General features: G+C 64.8%; 19 protein-coding genes. 6 read left to right on the forward strand and 13 right to left on the reverse strand.

All coding sequences use genetic code 11. The features are described from left to right. A partial coding sequence (locus POF53_RS17045) for a DUF2790 domain-containing protein (protein WP_498968655.1) occupies positions 1–245 on the reverse strand: 245 nt, incomplete at its 3' end. 332 nt (positions 246–577) lie between these two features. On the opposite strand from POF53_RS17045, the gene POF53_RS17050 reads away from it, so the two are divergent. After that, positions 578–1027 (forward strand): GNAT family N-acetyltransferase, encoded by a 450-nt coding sequence (locus POF53_RS17050; RefSeq protein WP_254464636.1) that lies wholly within the window; start codon positions 578–580, stop codon positions 1025–1027. Here the strand turns inward: POF53_RS17050 and def are convergent. The 3 genes from def to POF53_RS17065 form a co-directional block, all read right to left on the reverse strand. Next, the gene (gene def / locus POF53_RS17055) at positions 982–1518 is read right to left on the reverse strand and encodes a peptide deformylase (protein ID WP_186733041.1); all 537 of its coding nucleotides are present in this window, start codon (positions 1516–1518) and stop codon (positions 982–984) included. The two genes, POF53_RS17050 and def, sit on opposite strands and share 46 nt — an antisense overlap. After that, the gene (locus POF53_RS17060) at positions 1515–2474 is read right to left on the reverse strand and encodes a YihY/virulence factor BrkB family protein (protein WP_254464635.1); all 960 of its coding nucleotides are present in this window, start codon (positions 2472–2474) and stop codon (positions 1515–1517) included. The genes def and POF53_RS17060 overlap by 4 nt, the downstream gene beginning before the upstream one ends. Before the next feature lie 165 nt (positions 2475–2639). Then, positions 2640–2819, reverse strand: a complete 180-nt coding sequence (locus tag POF53_RS17065) for a CsbD family protein (RefSeq protein WP_050706819.1) — start codon at positions 2817–2819, stop codon at positions 2640–2642. A 212-nt stretch (positions 2820–3031) separates the two neighbouring features. Between POF53_RS17065 and POF53_RS17070 the strand changes: the two genes are divergently transcribed. Further along, on the forward strand, positions 3032–3412 hold the full coding sequence (locus tag POF53_RS17070; protein WP_050706820.1) for a hypothetical protein: 381 nt from the start codon (positions 3032–3034) through the stop codon (positions 3410–3412). Here the strand turns inward: POF53_RS17070 and POF53_RS17075 are convergent, their stop codons facing one another. Then, entirely contained in the window at positions 3413–4249 is an 837-nt protein-coding gene (locus POF53_RS17075) for a CvfB family protein (RefSeq protein ID WP_110739178.1), read from the reverse strand. 130 nt (positions 4250–4379) lie between these two features. Here POF53_RS17075 and POF53_RS17080 point away from each other — a divergent pair, with 130 nt between their 5' ends. Continuing rightward, positions 4380–5240, forward strand: a complete 861-nt coding sequence (locus POF53_RS17080; protein ID WP_234560266.1) for a DUF6279 family lipoprotein — start codon at positions 4380–4382, stop codon at positions 5238–5240. A gap of 170 nt (positions 5241–5410) precedes the next feature. Here POF53_RS17080 and aceK read toward each other — a convergent pair whose 3' ends face one another. Beyond that, the gene (gene aceK / locus POF53_RS17085; RefSeq protein WP_254464633.1) at positions 5411–7126 is read right to left on the reverse strand and encodes a bifunctional isocitrate dehydrogenase kinase/phosphatase; all 1716 of its coding nucleotides are present in this window, start codon (positions 7124–7126) and stop codon (positions 5411–5413) included. A 224-nt stretch (positions 7127–7350) separates the two neighbouring features. On the opposite strand from aceK, the gene POF53_RS17090 reads away from it, so the two are divergent. Beyond that, positions 7351–8226, forward strand: a complete 876-nt coding sequence (locus POF53_RS17090; protein ID WP_110739181.1) for a DMT family transporter — start codon at positions 7351–7353, stop codon at positions 8224–8226. A 96-nt stretch (positions 8227–8322) separates the two neighbouring features. Here POF53_RS17090 and POF53_RS17095 read toward each other — a convergent pair whose 3' ends face one another. The 3 genes from POF53_RS17095 to cysK all read right to left on the reverse strand — a co-directional run bounded on the left by POF53_RS17095 (position 8323) and on the right by cysK (position 11817). Further along, positions 8323–9204 (reverse strand): DMT family transporter, encoded by an 882-nt coding sequence (locus POF53_RS17095; RefSeq protein ID WP_498968660.1) that lies wholly within the window; start codon positions 9202–9204, stop codon positions 8323–8325. 444 nt (positions 9205–9648) lie between these two features. Beyond that, positions 9649–10584 (reverse strand): aspartyl/asparaginyl beta-hydroxylase domain-containing protein, encoded by a 936-nt coding sequence (locus POF53_RS17100; protein ID WP_203651369.1) that lies wholly within the window; start codon positions 10582–10584, stop codon positions 9649–9651. A 258-nt stretch (positions 10585–10842) separates the two neighbouring features. Further along, positions 10843–11817: a cysteine synthase A gene (gene cysK / locus POF53_RS17105; RefSeq protein WP_254464632.1), complete on the reverse strand. Its 975-nt coding sequence runs from the start codon at positions 11815–11817 to the stop codon at positions 10843–10845. A 296-nt stretch (positions 11818–12113) separates the two neighbouring features. Here cysK and POF53_RS17110 point away from each other — a divergent pair, with 296 nt between their 5' ends. Together POF53_RS17110 and POF53_RS17115 are read left to right on the forward strand one after the other, a co-directional pair. Next, entirely contained in the window at positions 12114–12959 is an 846-nt protein-coding gene (locus POF53_RS17110; protein ID WP_011535085.1) for an AAA family ATPase, read from the forward strand. A gap of 13 nt (positions 12960–12972) precedes the next feature. Continuing rightward, on the forward strand, positions 12973–14151 hold the full coding sequence (locus POF53_RS17115) for a vWA domain-containing protein (RefSeq protein ID WP_050706827.1): 1179 nt from the start codon (positions 12973–12975) through the stop codon (positions 14149–14151). Between the two features lie 114 nt (positions 14152–14265). On the opposite strand, the gene POF53_RS17120 is transcribed toward POF53_RS17115, so the two are convergent. From POF53_RS17120 to POF53_RS17135, 4 genes are read right to left on the reverse strand one after another with little or no spacing between them, the layout of a single operon-like run. After that, positions 14266–15189: a 5-oxoprolinase subunit C family protein gene (locus tag POF53_RS17120; RefSeq protein WP_232857270.1), complete on the reverse strand. Its 924-nt coding sequence runs from the start codon at positions 15187–15189 to the stop codon at positions 14266–14268. Beyond that, positions 15186–15881: a 5-oxoprolinase subunit PxpB gene (gene pxpB / locus POF53_RS17125; protein WP_232857269.1), complete on the reverse strand. Its 696-nt coding sequence runs from the start codon at positions 15879–15881 to the stop codon at positions 15186–15188. The genes POF53_RS17120 and pxpB overlap by 4 nt, the downstream gene beginning before the upstream one ends. Continuing rightward, a complete protein-coding gene (locus tag POF53_RS17130) occupies positions 15878–16657 on the reverse strand; it encodes a 5-oxoprolinase subunit PxpA (RefSeq protein WP_028693037.1) in 780 nt (259 codons plus the stop codon). The genes pxpB and POF53_RS17130 overlap by 4 nt, the downstream gene beginning before the upstream one ends. Positions 16658–16667: 10 nt before the next feature. Continuing rightward, on the reverse strand, positions 16668–17954 hold the full coding sequence (locus tag POF53_RS17135; RefSeq protein ID WP_203651339.1) for an MFS transporter: 1287 nt from the start codon (positions 17952–17954) through the stop codon (positions 16668–16670). Positions 17955–18049 lie beyond the last annotated feature (95 nt).

An 18049-nucleotide genomic window follows, 5' to 3' on the forward strand; every position in this document is an offset into this window, starting at 1 on the left:
CAGCCCTCGCCCAGGGCACGGTACTGAAGGGTGTGCACCTGTCCCTGATGGTCCTCGTAGGTCATGGTGGCGGGCACCACTTCACAGACGTTGGGAATCGTCGACAGGCTGATCACGCGCTTGATATCGAGGTTGGTGGAATAGTCGTACTGCTCGACCACGGGTTGGGTGTCTGCGGTCTTGACCTGGTCCGCGAAGGCGAGCGAGGACATACCGACCAATGCAAGAATCAGTAAGGCTTTCATGGATAACGACCTTGATGGCTATCAAGCTGATCGCGTGACTTCTGATGCCGTCAATGGCGCGGAGAAGTTGTCATCGACTGCGAAGATGACACGAAGTACCGATCCCGCTTTATCGTACTGCCGGGGGGATGAGTGAAAGTCTACTCCGCAGTCAGAATAGTTGAACCCCTGGGTCGGTTATTCACCCTTGCCGGATTTGCAACAATCTGCGACAAAGCACCGTCATTTTTCCTGCACAGGCCCTGTCGCGGGACAAGCCCGCTCCTACAGGCTGCATGCGACCTTGTGGGAGCGGGCTTGCCCCGCGATGAGCCACACAGCGTGAGCCACGCATGCCGCCCCTGACCTGCACCCTTCTGCCCCCTATCCAGCGCCGCCTGCTGGAGCAGTTCTATCGCCAGCACGGCTCGCGCATGCGCGCCGCCAGTGATGGCGAGCAGTGGGTCGCGCGCAGCGGTGGAATCGTCGGCGGAATGAACCTGACACCCGTAGAGGGCGGCTACTGGCTGACCGGCCTGTTCGTCGCCCCGCAATGGCGTGGCCGGCAGATCGCCTCGCAACTGGTAGAGGCCGCGCTGGCCGACAGCACCTGCGCGACCTGGCTGTTCTGCCATCCGGACCTGACGCCCTTCTACCAGCGCCTGGCCTTCACGCCCGCCACCACACTGCCCGAAGCCCTGGCCTCGCGCCTGGCCCGTTACCAGCGCAGCAAGCCCTTGGTGGCGCTGGTGCGGGATCAGTCGTCGGCCACATCGAGCCCGGGGAACAGCACGTCGGTGTAGCCGAACTTGCTGAAGTCCTGGATGCGTGAGGGGTACAACCGGCCGATCAGGTGATCGCACTCATGCTGCACCACCCGCGCATGAAAGCCATCGGCAAAGCGGTTGATCGGGTTGCCCTGGGGGTCGATGCCCGAATAGCTGATGTGCTTGTAGCGCGGCACCACGCCGCGCAGGCCCGGCACCGACAGGCAGCCTTCCCAGCCGTCCTCGACTTCCGTGGCCAGCGGCGTGATCACCGGGTTGAGCAGGATGGTCCGCGGCACCGGCTCGGCGTCCGGGTAGCGCTCGCTGCGCTCGAAGCCGAAGATCACCAGTTGCAGGTCGATGCCGATCTGCGGCGCGGCCAGGCCTACCCCACCGACATGGGCCATGGTCTCGAACATGTCGTCGATCAGTTGCTTGAGCTCGGGGCTGCCGAGCATATGCTCCGGCACCGGCGGGGCGATGCGCAGCAGGCGTTCGTCGCCCATCTTGAGAATGTCGCGGATCATCTGGTATTCGGCTCGCGGGTCTGGGGTTCGGGTGTCACCGGGTGCTCATGCCCGAGCACGGTGATGCTCTGTTGCGGATTGTCCTGGGCGAACTCCTTTTCGCCGGGGTTCTTGCCCTCAGCGGACATGTGCTCGATCACCGCGTTCATCTCGGCCCCCAGCAGCAGCACGGCGGCGGAGATGTAGAAATACAGCAGCAGCACGATAATCGCCCCGATACTGCCATACATGGCGTTGTAGTCGGCGAAGGTCTTCACGTAGTAGGCAAAACCCAGCGACGCGACGATCCACACCACTACCGCCAGCACCGAGCCCGGGGTGATGAAGCGGAATTTCTGCTTCACATCGGGCATCACGTAGTAGATCAGCGCCACCGCCACCATCATCAGGATGATGATCGCCGGCCAGCGCAGGATGGTCCAGACGACCACTACCGCCTCTTCCAGGCCCACCTGGGAGGCGATCCACCCCATGACCTGCGGCCCCAGCACCATCAGCGCGGCGGCCGCCAGGAGCATGCCGGCGACGCCGACGGTGTAGATGATCGACAGCGGGATGCGCTTCCACACCGGCCGCCCTTCAGGCACGTCGTAGGCGGCGTTCATCGCGCTCATCATCAGGCGCACGCCGGCCGAGGCGGTCCACAGGGCGATCACGATACCCACCGACAGCAGTCCGCCCTTGGACTGTTGCAACTGGTCGATCACCGGGTTGACCTGCTCCAGGGCCTGGGGCGGCAGCACCAGCTCGGACTGCAGGCGCAGCCAGGAGAAGAAGTCCGGCAGGTGCAGGAAACCGATCAGGGCAATCAGGAACAGCAGGAACGGGAACAACGAGAACAGCATCTGGTAGGCCAGCGCGGAGGCATAGGTGGACATCTCGTCGTCGAGGAACTCCTTGACGGTGCGCACCAGCACGCGGTGCAGGGGCAGGCCGCGCAGGTCGGGGAAAATCATAGCGTCTCCTTTCGCCGCTTGATCGGGGTGGCAATGCAACAAGTCTAATAGACCAGGCGGCGGGCGTGCTGTTCGCTGGCGCGTTGCCGAACGCACAAAGCAATCGCGGGGCAAACCCGCTCCCACCGCGTGAGAGCGCACTGCCCCGCGACTATGCCACTGCGATCAAGGTTTCTTCACGGCATCCTTGACCTTGCCCACGGCCTGCTGCGCCTCGCCCTTCAACTCCTGGGCCTTGCCCTCGGCGCGCAGCCTGTCGTTGTCGGTCACCTTGCCGACGCCCTGCTTGATGTTGCCCACGGCCTCGTTGGCCAGGCCTTTCGCTTTATCCTTGGTGCCGCTCATGGGATGTCTCCTTGCCGGAAAGACACGGGAAATCGTGTCGACACCTGATCGACCCATGGCCATCGGCAGGAGTTTCAATTAGTTTGCCTGCGCTCAGCCCAACGGCTTCACGCCTTCCCCGTGGGAGCGGCGGTGCGCCGATGCGACTTGCCCCGCGATGAGCCCACCCGCACAATACCAGGCCAATCTAGCGTCAACCCGCAGGAACCTGCATGAAACTCGACAAACCCACCGCCATCGCCCGGCGCAACGAAGCGCTGACCCGACCGGTGCTCAACCGCGACAACACCCTGTTCGCCATCCTCGACAAGAAGCGCAACCTGTGGTGGTTCGAGGTGCCGGTGGCGCTGCTGCGCAAAGGCCAGCCAGACTGGGTCAACCTGCTGCTGCACACCCCGGAAACCGATGAACTGCAGCACCTGAAGGTACCGACCAACTTCCTGCGCGCTCACCAGGAGCAGATGGAAGTGCGCAACGCCGGTAAACGCCGCTCGACCATCAGCCTGGCCCTGAGCGCCGACCGCGACTCGCTGCTGCGCGACAGCCGCCCGGGTGGCGAGCAGCTGGACTTCAGCACCTTCGTGCAGGCCTGATCAGGCCCGCTCGATGCGATCGTCATGGATGACGATCCGGCCCTGCTTGAACAGTGCGCCGATAGCTTTCTTGAAGTTGCCCTTGCTGACATTGAACATCTGGCTGATCAGCGCCGGATCGCTCTTGTCGCACACCGCCAGCACGCCGCCATTGGCTTCAAGGCGCTGCATGATCTGCTCGGACAAGCCGTCGGCCAGGGCCTGGCCCACCGGCTGCAGGCTCAGGGCGATCTTGCCATCGGCGCGCACTTCCTTGATGAAGCCCTTCTCGTGCATGCCCGAACGCAGGAACTTGAACACTTCGTTCTTGTGGATCAGGCCCCAGTGGCGGTTGTTGATGATCGCCTTGAAGCCCATCGGCGTCTCGCCGGCCACCAGCAGCTCGACCGGCTGGCCGACCTGGTAGTCCACCGGGGTGCGGTCCAGGTAACGGTCCAGCTTGGCGGTGGCGGTGATGCGCCGGGTGCGTTTGTCCAGGTAGGCGTGGACCACGCAGTAGTCACCGATCTTCAGTGGCCGGGACTCTTCCGAGTAGGGCATCAGCAGGTCCTTGGACAGGCCCCAGTCGAGGAAGATGCCCGCGCCGTTGATGTCCTTGACCTTGAGGCTGGCGAACTCGCCTACCTGCATCTTCGGCTTCTCGGTGGTGGCGATCAGCTGGTCCTCGCTGTCGAGGTAGATGAACACGTTGAGCCAGTCGTCCAGCTCGAGTTCGGCATCCTTGGGGAAGTAGCGCCGTGGCAGGAGGATCTCGCCGTCGGCACCGCCGTCCAGGTACAGGCCGAATTCCACGTGTTTCACGATTTGCAAACTGTTGTAACGCCCAAGCAGAGCCATTTCCGAAGATCCTCAAGACAAGGCGGCTATTCTAACACTTGACCCGCCCGTCCGCCCGAGCGCGCATGCGCCGGAACCCTCGGGCCCACCTTGCGTCCACCGCCTGGCCAGCCTGTGCAAGGATTCGCTCATGCCCCGACGCCTGCCCCAAACCCTGCTGCTCGTCATCGGCTTCGCCCTGGCCCTTGTGGCCTGCAGCCGCATCGACCTGGCCTACCGCAACCTTGACCGCCTGGTGCCCTGGTCGCTGGACGACTACCTGGACATGAACCGCGAGCAGAAACAGCTGCTCGACGAACGGCTCAGAGAACAACTGGCCTGGCACTGCAAGACGCAGCTGCCCGGCTACCTCGACTGGCTCGACCGGGTGCGGCTGATGGTTGCCGAAGACGCAGTCACCGACCAGGCCCTGGAGCAACGCACCCTCGAAGCCCGCCAGGCCATCGGCCGGGTGGCCACGGCGATCACCCCCTCGGCCACCGAACTGCTGCGCGGGATGAGCGACACCCAGGTCGCCGAGATGCGCCAGGCGTTTCGCGCCGACATCGACAAGCGCCGCAAAACCTACGACGAAACCCCGCTGCCCAAACAGATCGAACAACGCGCCGCACGCATGCAGAAGCGCCTGGAACCCTGGCTGGGTGAGCTCAGCGCCCAGCAACGCTTGCGGGTGATGAGCTGGTCCCAGGCCCTGGGCGACCAGAACCGCCAGTCGATCGCCAATCGCGCGCACTGGCAGCAGCAGCTGGTGCTGGCAATGGACCAGCGCGCCACGCCCGGCTTCGAACCGCGCCTGGCGCAACTGCTGCAGCGCAAGGAAAGCCTGTGGACGGCGGAGTACCGCCAGGCCTATGAGAACAGTGAACAGCAGGCGCGCAGCCTGCTGGTCGATCTGATGAAGCAGAGCAGCCTTGCGCAGAAGCAGTTCCTGCAGCAGCGCCTGGGCAAGGTGCGGGCGGATTTCAGTGAGCTCAAGTGCCTGAGAGGTTGAAGTTAGCTGGGCTGCTCAAGCCATACCCCCCATGTAGGAGCGGCCTTGTGCCGCGAAAGGGCTGCAAAGCAGCCCCAGGATTTCAGCTTCGCAGCGAAAATGCCGGGGCCGCGTTGCGGCCCTTTCGCGGCACAAGGCCGCTCCTACAGGGTTACATGTTTGGGCGCCATTCAGCGCCCCTTGCGCCGATACGGAAAAACATCGATCACCTTCCCCGCGCGGATCGCCTCCTGCAGCCCTTTCCAGTAATCGGCGTCATACAACTCGCCATGCAGTCGGCTGAACAAGCGGCGCTGGCCGATATCGGCGAACAGGAACGGCGGAAACTCCTCGGGGAACACGTCGTGCGGCCCGATCGAGTACCACGGTTCGCCCGACATCTCGTCCTCGGGGTAGCGCGGCGGCGGGATATGGCGGAAGTTGACCTCGGTGAGGTAGCTGATCTCGTCGTAATCGTAGAACACCACCCGGCCATGGCGAGTAACGCCGAAGTTCTTCAGCAGCATGTCACCAGGGAAGATGTTGGCCGCCGCCAGCTGCTTGATCGCCAGCCCGTAGTCCTCCAGCGCTTCCAGCACCTGGGCTTCGCTGGCCTGTTCAAGGTAGAGATTGAGCGGGGTCATGCGTCGCTCGGTCCAGCAGTGACGAATGAGTACCGTGTCCCCCTCCAGCGCCACGGTGGAGGGCGCCACTTCCAGCAGCTCGGCAAGGCAGTCGGGGTCGAACTTGGCGCGGGGGAAGCGAAAATCGGCGAACTCCTGGGTGTCGGCCATGCGTCCGACGCGATCCACGCTCTTCACCAGGCGATATTTCTCAATCACCGTGGCGCGATCAACAGTCTTGGACGGCGAGAAACGATCCTTGATGATCTTGAACACCGTGTTGAAGCCCGGCAGGGTGAACACGCTCATCACCATCCCGCGCACCCCCGGCGCCATGATGAAGCGGTCGTCGCTGTTGGCCAGGTGGTTGATCAGTGCGCGGTAGAACTCCGACTTGCCGTGTTTGTAGAAACCGATCGAGGTGTACAGCTCGGCGATGTGCTTGCCCGGCAGGATGCGCTTGAGGAAGTTGACGAACTCCGCCGGCACCGGCACATCGACCATGAAGTACGAACGGGTGAAGGAGAAGATGATCGACACCTCCGCCTCATCGGTGATCAGCGTATCGGCCTCGATGCCATGGCCTTCGCGGTGCAGCAGCGGGATCACCAGCGGCCACTGCTCGTCGGGGGTGTACAGGCGCCCGACCAGGTAGGCGCCCTTGTTGCGGTAGAGCACCGGGGTGAACAGCTCCACTGCCAGCGCCGGGTCCTTGCACACCCAGTCGGGCAGGCATTCACGCAGCTGGTCCTGCAACCGCGACAGGTCGCCCTCCAGGCCCCCGTAGGGCACGTTGAAGCGGTAATCGGCGAAGATTGCCCGCAACAGCCCCTTCAGTCCACCGTCCAGCGCATAGGTGCGGGTCTGCGCCGCGCGCTCGTGGCCGCGCATGGACGGGCGAGTGGTGTGGATGAACATGCAGCCGTCGCTGATCTGGTCATGACTGAACAGGCTGCAGAACAACGAGTTATACCAGGTCTCGGACAGCTCATCGTCCAGCCGCGGGTCGATCAGGCGGATGTAGGCGTTCTTCACCAATGGCCACTGCTCGACGTCCAGCAGTTGGGAGGTCTCGAAGCCTTGGCGCAGCCAACCGCTGACCTCGGCGACCTTGTCTTCGTAGAGATTGATCCGCGCCGCCGCGGCATGCTGGATTTCCTGCCAGCGCGCCTGCTCGAAACGCTCGCGGGCACCGAGGGTGATGCGGCGAAAATGCTCGCGGTAGTCGTCGAAGCCATCGAGGATCATCCGGGCGATGTCGGCGGCGGGCCAGGGTTGGGTCATGCGCGGGATCTCATGGCAAGTTGAGTTAGATAGCTTAGTCGTCCGTAAGCGGCTCGCAGGCAGTGTGGACCTTATCGCGGGGCAAGCCCGCTCCCACGCCGCCAGTGTTCCACACGTGGAAGCGGGCTTGCCCCGCGATAAGGCTTACACAGCAAGAAAGCACAAGAATCCCGCTTGCCCACTGACGTACACTCGCGCCCCTGCCCCACCGCCGGAGACCACCCGTGAGCCCCATCGCCCTTGCCCGTCTGTTGACCCTTGCCGCCGTCTGGGGTGCCAGCTTCCTGTTCATGCGCATCATCGCTCCCGAGCTCGGCACCGTGCCGACCGCCTTTTTCCGCGTGTCGATCGCCTGCCTGGGGCTGATCGCCATCCTCGCCGCCGCCCGGGTGCGCTGGAATTTCGAGGGCAAGCTGGGTGCCTGCCTGGTGCTGGGCATGATCAACTCCGGCATTCCGGCCACGTTCTATTCCGTGGCGGCGCAGGTGCTGCCGGCGGGCTACTCGGCGATCTTCAACGCCACCACGCCACTGATGGGCGTGCTGATCGGCACCTTGTTCTTCCGCGAGGCGATGACCCTGCCCAAGCTCTGCGGGATCTTCCTCGGCCTGTTCGGCGTAGGCATCCTCAGCGGCGCCGGCCCGGTGGCGCTGGACATGGCCCTGGTGCAAGGCGCCCTGGCGTGCCTGGCGGCGACCACCTGCTACGGTTTCGCGGGTTTCCTCGCGCGGCGCTGGGTGGGAACGCTGGACAGCCGCCTGTCGGCCCTGGGCAGCATGCTCGGCGCCACCCTGCTGCTGAGCCCGCTGTTCGCCTGGAGCGCGCTGACCCAACCGCCGGCCAGCTGGGGCGGCTGGCAGGTGTGGCTGTCGCTGCTGGGCCTGGGACTGCTGTGCACCGCGTTCGCCTACATCCTGTACTTCCGCCTGCTGAACGAGATAGGGCCGGTCAAGGCCAGTACCGTGACCTTCCTGATCCCGGTGTTCGGCGTGCTGTGGGGCGCGTGGCTGCTGGATGAGCCGCTGTCGATGGCACACCTGTATGGCGGCCTGCTGATCGCCGCGGCGCTCTGGCTGGTGCTGCGTCCGGCGCGGTCGTGATGTGGGAGCGGGCTTGCCCCGCGATTGCGTCAGGCCAGGCAACGAAACAACCTGGCCGAACGCATCGCGGGGCAAGCCCGCTCCCACTGGTTCATCTCAGGCTTCAGCCGTGCGCAACGCCGGCTTGCGGAACACGAACAGCAACCCGACCACGATCAACCCCATTCCCAGCAGGCTGAGCGGCGCCAGGCGGTTACCGAAGATGGCGAAGTCCATCACCGCCGTCACCGCCGGCACCAGGTAGAACAGGCTGGTGACATTGACCAGGTTGCCACGGGCGATCAGCCGGTACAGCAGCAGCGTGGCCAGCAGCGAAACCACCAGCCCCATCCACAGCAGCGCGCCGACGAAGCTGGCGTTCCACTCGACATGCAATGGCTGGAACGGCGCGAACAGCGCGCACAGGGCAAAGCCGGCCAGGTACTGCAGCGGCAAGGTGCCCATCGGGTTGTCGGTGATGCGCTTCTGCAGGATCGAGCCGCAGGTCATGCTGGCCAGCGCCAGCAGGGCGAACAGCATGCCCGCCAGGGACACCCCGCCAAGATTGATGCCCTGGTAGACCACCATCACCAGGCCGCCAAGCCCCAGGCCCAGGCCGAACAGCCGGCTCCAGGAGCGTTGGCGCTCCATCAGCACCACGGTAAGGATCGGTTGCACGCCCATGACCGTGGCCATGACGCCGGGGGTGACATGGGTATTGAGTGCCAGCAGGTAGAAGATCTGGTAGGCGCCCAGCAACACGCAGCCGGTCCCCAAAGCGCGAACAATGCCGCCCCGGGTACGTGGCCAGCGCAAGCCGAGCAGCGGTCCGATCAACAACAGACCGAAAAGCGCCAGGGCCGAGCGCAGCAGCAGGAAGGCGAAGGGACTGGCCTGGGCCAGGCCGAGCTTGGAAACGATCGCCCCGCTGCTCCACAGCAGGACGAACAGGCTGGTGGTGGCCGCCGAGGCCACGGATGCTTTGTTGAAAACAGACATGTATTGCCACCTGTATACGGGCAAATGAGCCGTACGGAGGGCCTATCGCGTCTTGCGGGGATAGCCGACCGTGTTCAGTAGGTTGCGAGTGCGGTGGGGAGCGGCCTGCGGCCGATCAGCCCAGCACCACGACTGCGCAAGGAGGCGGAGCTACGCCGCCTACGACGCCACTGACAGGTGGTGGGTAGTGACTGATCATGGCCGGCTGCTGGCTGCCACGCACGACCACGCCCGCGACAGGCGCGAGAACGTAAGCGGTGGTGGAAGGGATGGCGGGCATGAACAGGTCTTCTGGAAAGTGAATGGACTGGACTATAGCGGTGGATTCTTCGCGGGTAAACCCGCTCCCACAAGTATCTCGCTGGATTAGCTGCCATGGAGTACCTGTGGGAGCGGGTTTACCCGCGAAAAGGCCGGACCTGCCCGGGAAGATGCCTGCCCCGATCAGAACAGCCAGCGGTACAGCGCATAGGCGACGACAACCGCCAGCACCGGCCGCAGCACGCGGTAGGCCTTGGGGTTGGCGCGCTTGAACTGCTTGACCCGGGTGCTGATGACATTGCTGAAGCGCTTGCTCCAGGCGTAGGCCTGGTTGATCCCGCCGACGCGCTCGTCATCGGTGTTCTGCGGCGCGGTGGCGCGGCCGAGGAAGGCGCTGACCTTGCGGTTGATGCGGGTCATCAGCGGGCTGTTGAGCGGGCGCTCGACGTCGCAGAACAGGATCACGCGGGTGACCTCGGTCTCATTCTTGACCCAGTGCACGAAGGTCTCGTCGAACATCACGTCCTCGCCGTCACGCCAGGCGTAGGGTTGGCCATCGACGTAGATGCGGCAGTTGTCCGAGTTCGGCGTGGACAGGCCCAGGTGGTAACGCAGGGAGCCGGCGAACGGGTCACGGTGCGGGTTCAGGTGGCTGCCACCGGGCAGCAAGGCAAACATCGCGCCCTTGACGTTGGGGATGCTGCTGACCAGTTCGACGGTCTTCGGGCACAGCGCCTCGGCCGAAGGCAGCGGCTTGTCGTACCACTTCAGGTAGAAACGCTTCCAGCCTTTCTTGAAGAACGAACCGAAGCCGGCGTCGTTGTCTTTCTCGGCAGCACGGATGTAACCCTCGTCGAACAGGCGCATGGCCTCTTCGCGGATCACTTCCCAGTTGTCCTTGAGCACGTCCAGTTCGGGGAAGCGCTGGCGGTCCAGGTAGGGCTTGGAAGGCACGCCGGAGAACAGGTACATCAGGCTGTTGTAGGGGGCGAACAGCGCCGAATGGTTGACGAACTGGCGCAACACCGGCAGGCGTGCCTTGCCGCGCAGGTGCACGAACAGCACGCTGGCGAAGAACACCAGCAGGACACCTGCCTTGGCGACGAAGGAAAAGGTCATGCAACACTCCTTGGAGGGGAAATCTGGCCATCCCCAGATAGCCGGACATCATAAACCCATCCGGGCCGGGTAAAAACAACCGGTGCCGGATCGCAGTGTCAAGGATTGTGCAATAAACGAGAGAGGCCGACATTGCGCCGGATCAGCGGTGGCCCGTATATCCCGGGCCCCGTTCGCGGCACAAGGCCGCTCCTACAGGCAATCGCGTCCTTGTAGGAGCGGCCTTGTGCCGCGATGGGCTGCGCAGCAGCCCCAGACTTACTGCTGGTTCTCCTGCTCGGTGAACATGTCGCTGAACAGCATGCTCGACAGGTAGCGCTCGCCCGAGTCCGGCAGGATCACCACGATGGTCTTGCCCTGCATCTCCGGTTTCTCGGCCAGGCGCACCGCCGCCGCCATCGCCGCGCCACAGGAAATGCCGCAGAGGATGCCCTCCTCCTGCATCAGGCGGATGGCCATGGCCTTGGACTCGTCCTCGGTGACGGTCTCGACCTGGTCGACGATCGACAGGTCGAGGTTCTTCGGCACGAAACCGGCACCGATGCCCTGGATCTTGTGCGGGCTGGGCTTGAGTTCCTCACCGGCCAGGGTCTGGCTGATCAGCGGCGAGTTCACCGGCTCCACCGCCACCGACAGGATCGACTTGCCCTGGGTGTGCTTGATGTAGCGCGACACACCGGTGATGGTACCGCCGGTGCCGACACCGGCCACCAGAACATCCACCGCGCCATCAGTGTCGTTCCAGATTTCCGGGCCGGTGGTTTTCTCATGAATGGCCGGGTTGGCCGGGTTGTCGAACTGGCCCGGCAGGAAGTGCTGGGCAGGGTCCGAGGCGACGATCTCGTTGGCCTTCTCGATGGCGCCCTTCATGCCCTTGGCCTTGTCCGTCAGGACCAGCTCGGCGCCCAGTGCCTTCAATACCTTGCGGCGCTCCAGGCTCATCGAGTCCGGCATGGTCAGCACCAATCGGTAGCCACGGGCGGCGGCGACGAACGCCAGGCCGATGCCGGTGTTGCCCGAGGTGGGTTCGACGATGGTCATGCCCGGCTTCAGCTTGCCGCTGCTCTCGGCGTCCCAGATCATGCTCGCGCCGATCCGGCACTTCACCGAATAACCCGGGTTGCGCCCCTCGATCTTGGCCAGGATGGTCACTCCGCGCGGGGCGATGCGATTGATCTGCACCAACGGCGTGTTGCCGATGGAATGTGCGTTGTCGGCGTAGATACGGCTCATGGCGGGGGTCCTTGAATGCAGGGGCTGGCGGGTGGACCTAAAAGGGTAAGCCTGCCGAGGTGGGGCGTAAAGCCCGCTCTGTTACCGGGGGTGACGGACCATTCAGGGACTGAATACCCGGTCTGCGTTTGCAGGCGACGGGTGCGGGGTTATAGTCGCTGACACATCAATAACCATGCGTTGGCTGCACTGCCCTCATCGCGGGACAAGCCCGCTCCCACAGGTTGCTCTCAAATCCTGTCGGGGCGGGCTTGCCCCGCGATAAGGCGAGCCCAGCCACCCCAGAGGATCGGTTCATGAAGTTCGAAGGCACCCGCGACTACGTCGCCACAGACGACCTGAAGCTGGCGGTCAACGCGGCCATCACCCTGGAGCGCCCGCTGCTGGTCAAGGGCGAGCCGGGCACCGGCAAGACCATGCTCGCCGAGCAGCTCGCCGCCTCCTTCGGCGCCCGCCTGATCACCTGGCACATCAAGTCCACCACCAAGGCCCACCAGGGCCTGTACGAGTACGACGCGGTCAGCCGCCTGCGCGACTCGCAACTGGGCGTGGACAAGGTCCACGACGTGCGCAACTACCTGAAGAAGGGCAAGCTGTGGGAGGCCTTCGAGGCCGACGAGCGGGTGATCCTGCTGATCGACGAGATCGACAAGGCCGACATCGAGTTCCCCAACGACCTGTTGCAGGAACTCGACAAGATGGAGTTCTACGTCTACGAGATCGACGAGACCATCAAGGCCAAGCAACGCCCGATCATCATCATCACTTCCAACAACGAGAAGGAACTGCCCGACGCCTTCCTGCGCCGCTGCTTCTTCCACTACATCGCCTTCCCCGACCGCGCCACCCTGCAGCAGATCGTCGACGTGCACTACCCGAACATCAGCCAGTCGCTGGTCAGCGAGGCACTGGACGTGTTCTTCGACGTGCGCAAGGTCCCGGGCCTGAAGAAAAAACCGTCCACCTCCGAGCTGGTCGACTGGCTCAAGCTGCTGATGGCCGACAACATCGGTGAGGCCGTGCTGCGCGAACGCGACCCGACCAAGGCCATCCCGCCGCTGGCCGGTGCCCTGGTCAAGAACGAGCAGGACGTGCAACTGCTCGAGCGCCTGGCCTTCATGAGCCGGCGCGGCAACCGCTGACAGGAGCCGGGCCATGCTGCTCAACCTGTTCAATGAAATGCGCGCGGCCAAGGTACCGGTGTCGGTGCGCGAGCTGCTCGACCTGCACCATGCCCTGCAGAAGGGCGTGGTGTTCGCCGACATGGACGCCTTCTACTACTTGGCCCGGGCCATCCTGGTGAAGGACGAGCGCCATTTCGACAAGTTCGACCGCGCGTTCGCCGCCTACTTCAAGGGCTTGGAAAACCTCGACCGGCATATCGAGGCCCTGATTCCCGACGACTGGCTGCGCAAGGAGTTCGAGCGCTCGCTGACTGACGAGGAACGGGCGCAGATCCAGTCCCTGGGCGGCCTGGACAAGCTGATCGAGGAGTTCAAGAAACGCCTTGAGGAGCAGAAGGAGCGCCACGCCGGGGGCAACAAGTGGATCGGCACCGGCGGCACCAGCCCGTTCGGCTCCGGCGGCTTCAACCCCGAGGGCATCCGCGTCGGCGAGGCCGGCAAGCGCCAGGGCAAGGCGGTGAAGGTGTGGGACCAGCGCGAGTACAAGAACCTCGACGACCAGGTCGAGCTGGGCACGCGCAACATCAAGCTGGCCCTGCGCCGCCTGCGCAAGTTCGCCCGCGAAGGCGCCGCCGAGGAGCTGGATATCGACGGCACCATCGACCACACCGCCCGTGACGCAGGCCTGCTGAACATCCAGATGCGCCCCGAGCGACGCAACACGGTCAAGCTGCTGTTGCTGTTCGACATCGGCGGTTCGATGGACGCCCACGTGAAGGTCTGCGAGGAACTGTTCTCGGCCTGCAAGACCGAGTTCAAGCACCTGGAGTACTACTATTTCCACAACTTCATCTACGAGTCGGTGTGGAAGAACAACCTGCGCCGGACTTCCGAGCGCTTCTCCACCTTCGACCTGCTGCACAAGTACGGTGACGACTACAAGGTGGTGTTCGTCGGCGACGCGGCCATGGCGCCCTACGAGATCACCCAGCCGGGCGGCAGCGTCGAACACTGGAACGAAGAAGCCGGGTATGTGTGGATGCAGCGCTTCATGGAGAAGTTCAGGAAGATCATCTGGATCAACCCGTATCCGAAGCAGGCCTGGGAGTACACCGCCTCGACCCACCTGGTGCGGGACCTGATCGAGGACAGGATGTTTCCGCTGACCTTGCAGGGGTTGGAAGACGGGATGCGTTACCTGTCCAAGTGATGTTGCCTGTTCTGGCCTATTCGCGGGTAAACCCGCTCCCACAGGTACAGCGCCACTCTCGGGGGCTGTATCGGACCTGTGGGAGCGGGTTTACCCGCGAAAGGGCCAGCAGCTTCACCGCCAACGGAGCAGGTATAGCTGCTGCTCCCGCCAAGCCTCGTCCTGCACCACCGCCCGAAACCGCACCGCAGACCCCGGCATGCACTGTGCCAACTGCGCCAGCGCCAACGGCGTCAACGCCCCCAGTCGTGGATACCCACCGATCGTCTGCCGATCATTGAGCAGCACGATCGGCTGCCCGTCCGGCGGCACCTGCACGGCGCCGAGCGGGATCCCCTCGGAGATCATCGGCGCGCCCTGGTAGACCAGCTGTGGCCCAAGCAGGCGAATACCCATGCGATCAGCCCGGCTGTCCAGCGTCCAGTCACGGTTGAACGCCTCGAACAGACTGGTGCCGCCAAAATCACCGATCTGCGCGCCCATCACCAGGTCCAATACCGGCTTCTCGGCATACACCGGTCGCAGCGCTTCAGGCACGTGGGAGCGGACTTGCCCCACGACTGCCCCGGCAGCGTGCAGCACCTCGCCCTTCACCAACGCCCGGCCCTGGCCGTCTAAACCACCCAGTTCTTCCCGTACCACGGTAGAACAACTCCCCAGCACCGGCTCGCCCACAAACCCGCCCGGCACCGCCAGGTAAGCACGTACCCCCTGACGAGGCTGACGCAGCGTCAGGCGCTGGCCCTTGCCCAGGTTGAAGCGGGTCCAGGGCGCCACGGCCTGCCCGTTGACCTGCGCATCCAGGTCGGCCCCGGCCAGCGCCAGCACGCAGTCCTGCTCGGCAACCACGCTGAAGCCGCCAAGCGCGATCTCCACCACGGCGCTGTCCAGGGCATTGCCCAGCAGCCAGTTGGCCCAACGCATCGCCACCCAGTCCAGCGCGCCGCCCTGGGTCACGCCCAGGTGCCGCACACCGAAACGCCCGGCATCCTGCAACAGGCACAACGCGGTGCTGGCCTCGACTCTCAATTGGCTCATGCCTGGGCCTCCAGCGGGCTGTCATCACCGCCCAGGTTGATGAATTCGGCCCGTTCAACGGCCACGAAACGTACCCGATCACCAGGTTGCAGCAAGCTGTAGCCCTCGCGCTCGCGGTCGAACAGGCGCACCGGCGTGCGACCGATCAGGTTCCAGCCGCCCGGCGACACGGCGGGATAGGCGGCAGTCTGGCGTTCGGCGATGCCGACGCTGCCCGCTGCCACGCGCTTGCGCGGGGTGCTCAGGCGCGGCGTGGCCAGGCGTTCGTCGACCAGGCCCATGAAGCCGAAGCCCGGCGCGAAACCCAGGGCGAACACCGGGTAGTCGCGACCACAATGCAGGCGGATCACCTCGGCCTCACTCATCCCGCCGCGCGCGGCCAGCACCGGCAGCTCGGGGCCGACACTGGCGTGGTACCACACCGGGATCTCATGCCGACGCCCGGCCTGGCCGGCATCCGGCCGCAGGCCCTCCAGCGCGTGCTGGATACGCTGGCGCGCCTCGCCCGGCGCCAGGTCGAACTGCACCATCAGCGTGGTGTAGGACGGCACCAGGTCGATCAACTGTTGGCCGAAAGCCTCCCGCAAGCGCTGGCTGGCGGCGAGGATCCACGGCATGTTGCCTTCATCGATGGCATCGAACAGCCGCACCATCAGGCTGTCGATGGCCACCGCTTCGATACGTGGCGTCATGCTTGCTCCAGTGCATCCAGGGCTTGGCGGATCTGGCGCACGGCGGCCACCGAGCCGTCGTTGTCGCCATGCACGCACAGGGTGCTGGCGTTCAAGCGCACGTCGCTGCCGTCGTCTGCCACCAGGGCCTCGCCCTTGGCCAGGCGCAAGGCCTGCTCGACCACCAGCGCCGGATCGTGGTGCACTGCGTTCGGCAGGCGCCGCGACATCAGGTGCCCGCTGGCGGTGTAGCCACGGTCGGCGAAGGCCTCGAACCACAGCGGCACGCCGACCTCGTCGCCCAGGGCCTGGGCGGCGCTGTCGTCGGCGGTAGCCATGAGCATCAGCGGCAGGCCGCTGTCGAACGCCGCCACCGCTTCGAGCACGGTGCGCAGGATGTCCGGGTTGGCCATCATGTCGTTGTACAGCGCGCCGTGGGGCTTGACGTAGGCCACCCGCCCGCCGAGCACCTTGCAGATACCATCCAGGGCACCGATCTGGTAGTGCAGCAGGTCGCGTATCTCGTCGCTGCTGCAGGCCATGGAGCGGCGGCCGAAGCCCATCAGGTCCGGGTAGGCCGGGTGCGCGCCGATGGCCACCCGGTGCTCCAGGGCCAGGGCCACGGTGCGACGCATGGTGCCCGGGTCGCCGGCGTGGTAGCCGCAGGCGATGTTGGCGCAGTCGATGAATGGCATGACCTTGGCGTCCTGGCCCATGCGCCAGTTGCCGAAGCTCTCGCCCATGTCGCAATTGAGTAGCAGGCGTTTCACCTGGCGGACCTCCGTATCAATGTTCATGGTGCCTACCTTAGCGCGCCTGGAGTGCTTTGCCGCGGGTTTCCGGCAAGCTCAGGGCCGCCACGATCACCACACCGTAGGACACCGCGGCAAAGGCGCCAATTCCCAGGCCCAACGGCACTTTCTCGCCGAGCAGGCCGATCAGCAGCGGGAACATGGCCGCGACCACCTTGCCGATGTTGTAGCAGAAGCCTTGCCCCGATCCGCGGATCCGGGTCGGGAACAATTCGGTGAGGAATGAGCCCATGCCGCTGAAGATGCCCGAGGCAAAGAAGCCCAGGGGGAAGCCCAGCCACAGCATCACCCCGTCGCTGACCGGCATCTGCGTGTAGAGCAGGACGATGACGAACGAGCCCACGGCGAACAGGATGAAGTTTTTCCTGCGCCCCAGCAGGTCGCACAGGTAGGCGCTGACCACGTAGCCGATGTAGGAGCCGACGATGACCATCGCCAGGTAGCCGCCGGTGCCCAGCACGCTCAGACCGCGCTCGTTCTTGAGGAAGGTCGGCAGCCACGAGGTGATGGCGTAGTAGCCGCCCAGGGCACCGGTGGTCAGCAAGGAAGCGCGGATCGTGGTCCAGAGCATGCCGGGGGCGAAGATCTCGTAGAACTGCGCAGGCGCCTCGGCCTGTTCCACGGCCTTGGCCTGACGGTAGATCTCCGGGTCCTTGACCAGGCGCCGGACGAAGATCACGAAGATCGCCGGCAGCAGGCCCAGCAGGAACAGCGCGCGCCAGGCCTGCTCGGCCGGCAGCCAGGAGAACAGCAGGGCATAGAGGATCGCCGTGAGGCCCCAGCCGATGGCCCAGCCCGATTGCACCATGCCCACCGCCTTGCCGCGGTCCTGGGCACGGATCACCTCGCCGATCAGCACCGCGCCAGCGGTCCATTCGCCGCCAAAACCAAAGCCCATCAGGGTGCGGGCGATCAGCAACTGCTCGTAGCTCTGGGCGAAGCCGCAGAGGAAGGTGAAGAAGGCGAACCACAGCACCGTCAGTTGCAGGGTGCGCACCCGACCGATGCGGTCGGAGAGGATGCCGGCGATCCAGCCGCCCAGGGCCGAGGCGATCAACGTGCTGGTGTGGATCAACCCGGCCTCGGCGGTGCTGATGCCCCACAGCATGATCAGGGTGGGGATGACGAAGCTCAGCATCTGGGTATCCATGCCGTCCAGGCCGTAGCCGATCTTGCAGCTCCAGAAGGTGCGTCGTTGCTGGGAGTCGATGTCGCGGTACCAGGCGAAGGGGCCGCTCGAGGTTCGGGCGGGGGCCTGCTGCTGCACGCCGGTCGGGTTCATGGTTGCCTCGGCTTGTTGGTATTGTTCTATGGGCGACGTCGGGCGTCGCGGCCTGGGCTTCATGTTCAGAGGCCGCGTCGCCTGCGTCCAACGAG

The organism is Mitsuaria sp. RG (genome assembly GCF_028369275.1).
In the GTDB taxonomy this organism is placed as follows: Bacteria; Pseudomonadota; Gammaproteobacteria; order Pseudomonadales; family Pseudomonadaceae; genus Aquipseudomonas; species Aquipseudomonas peradeniyensis.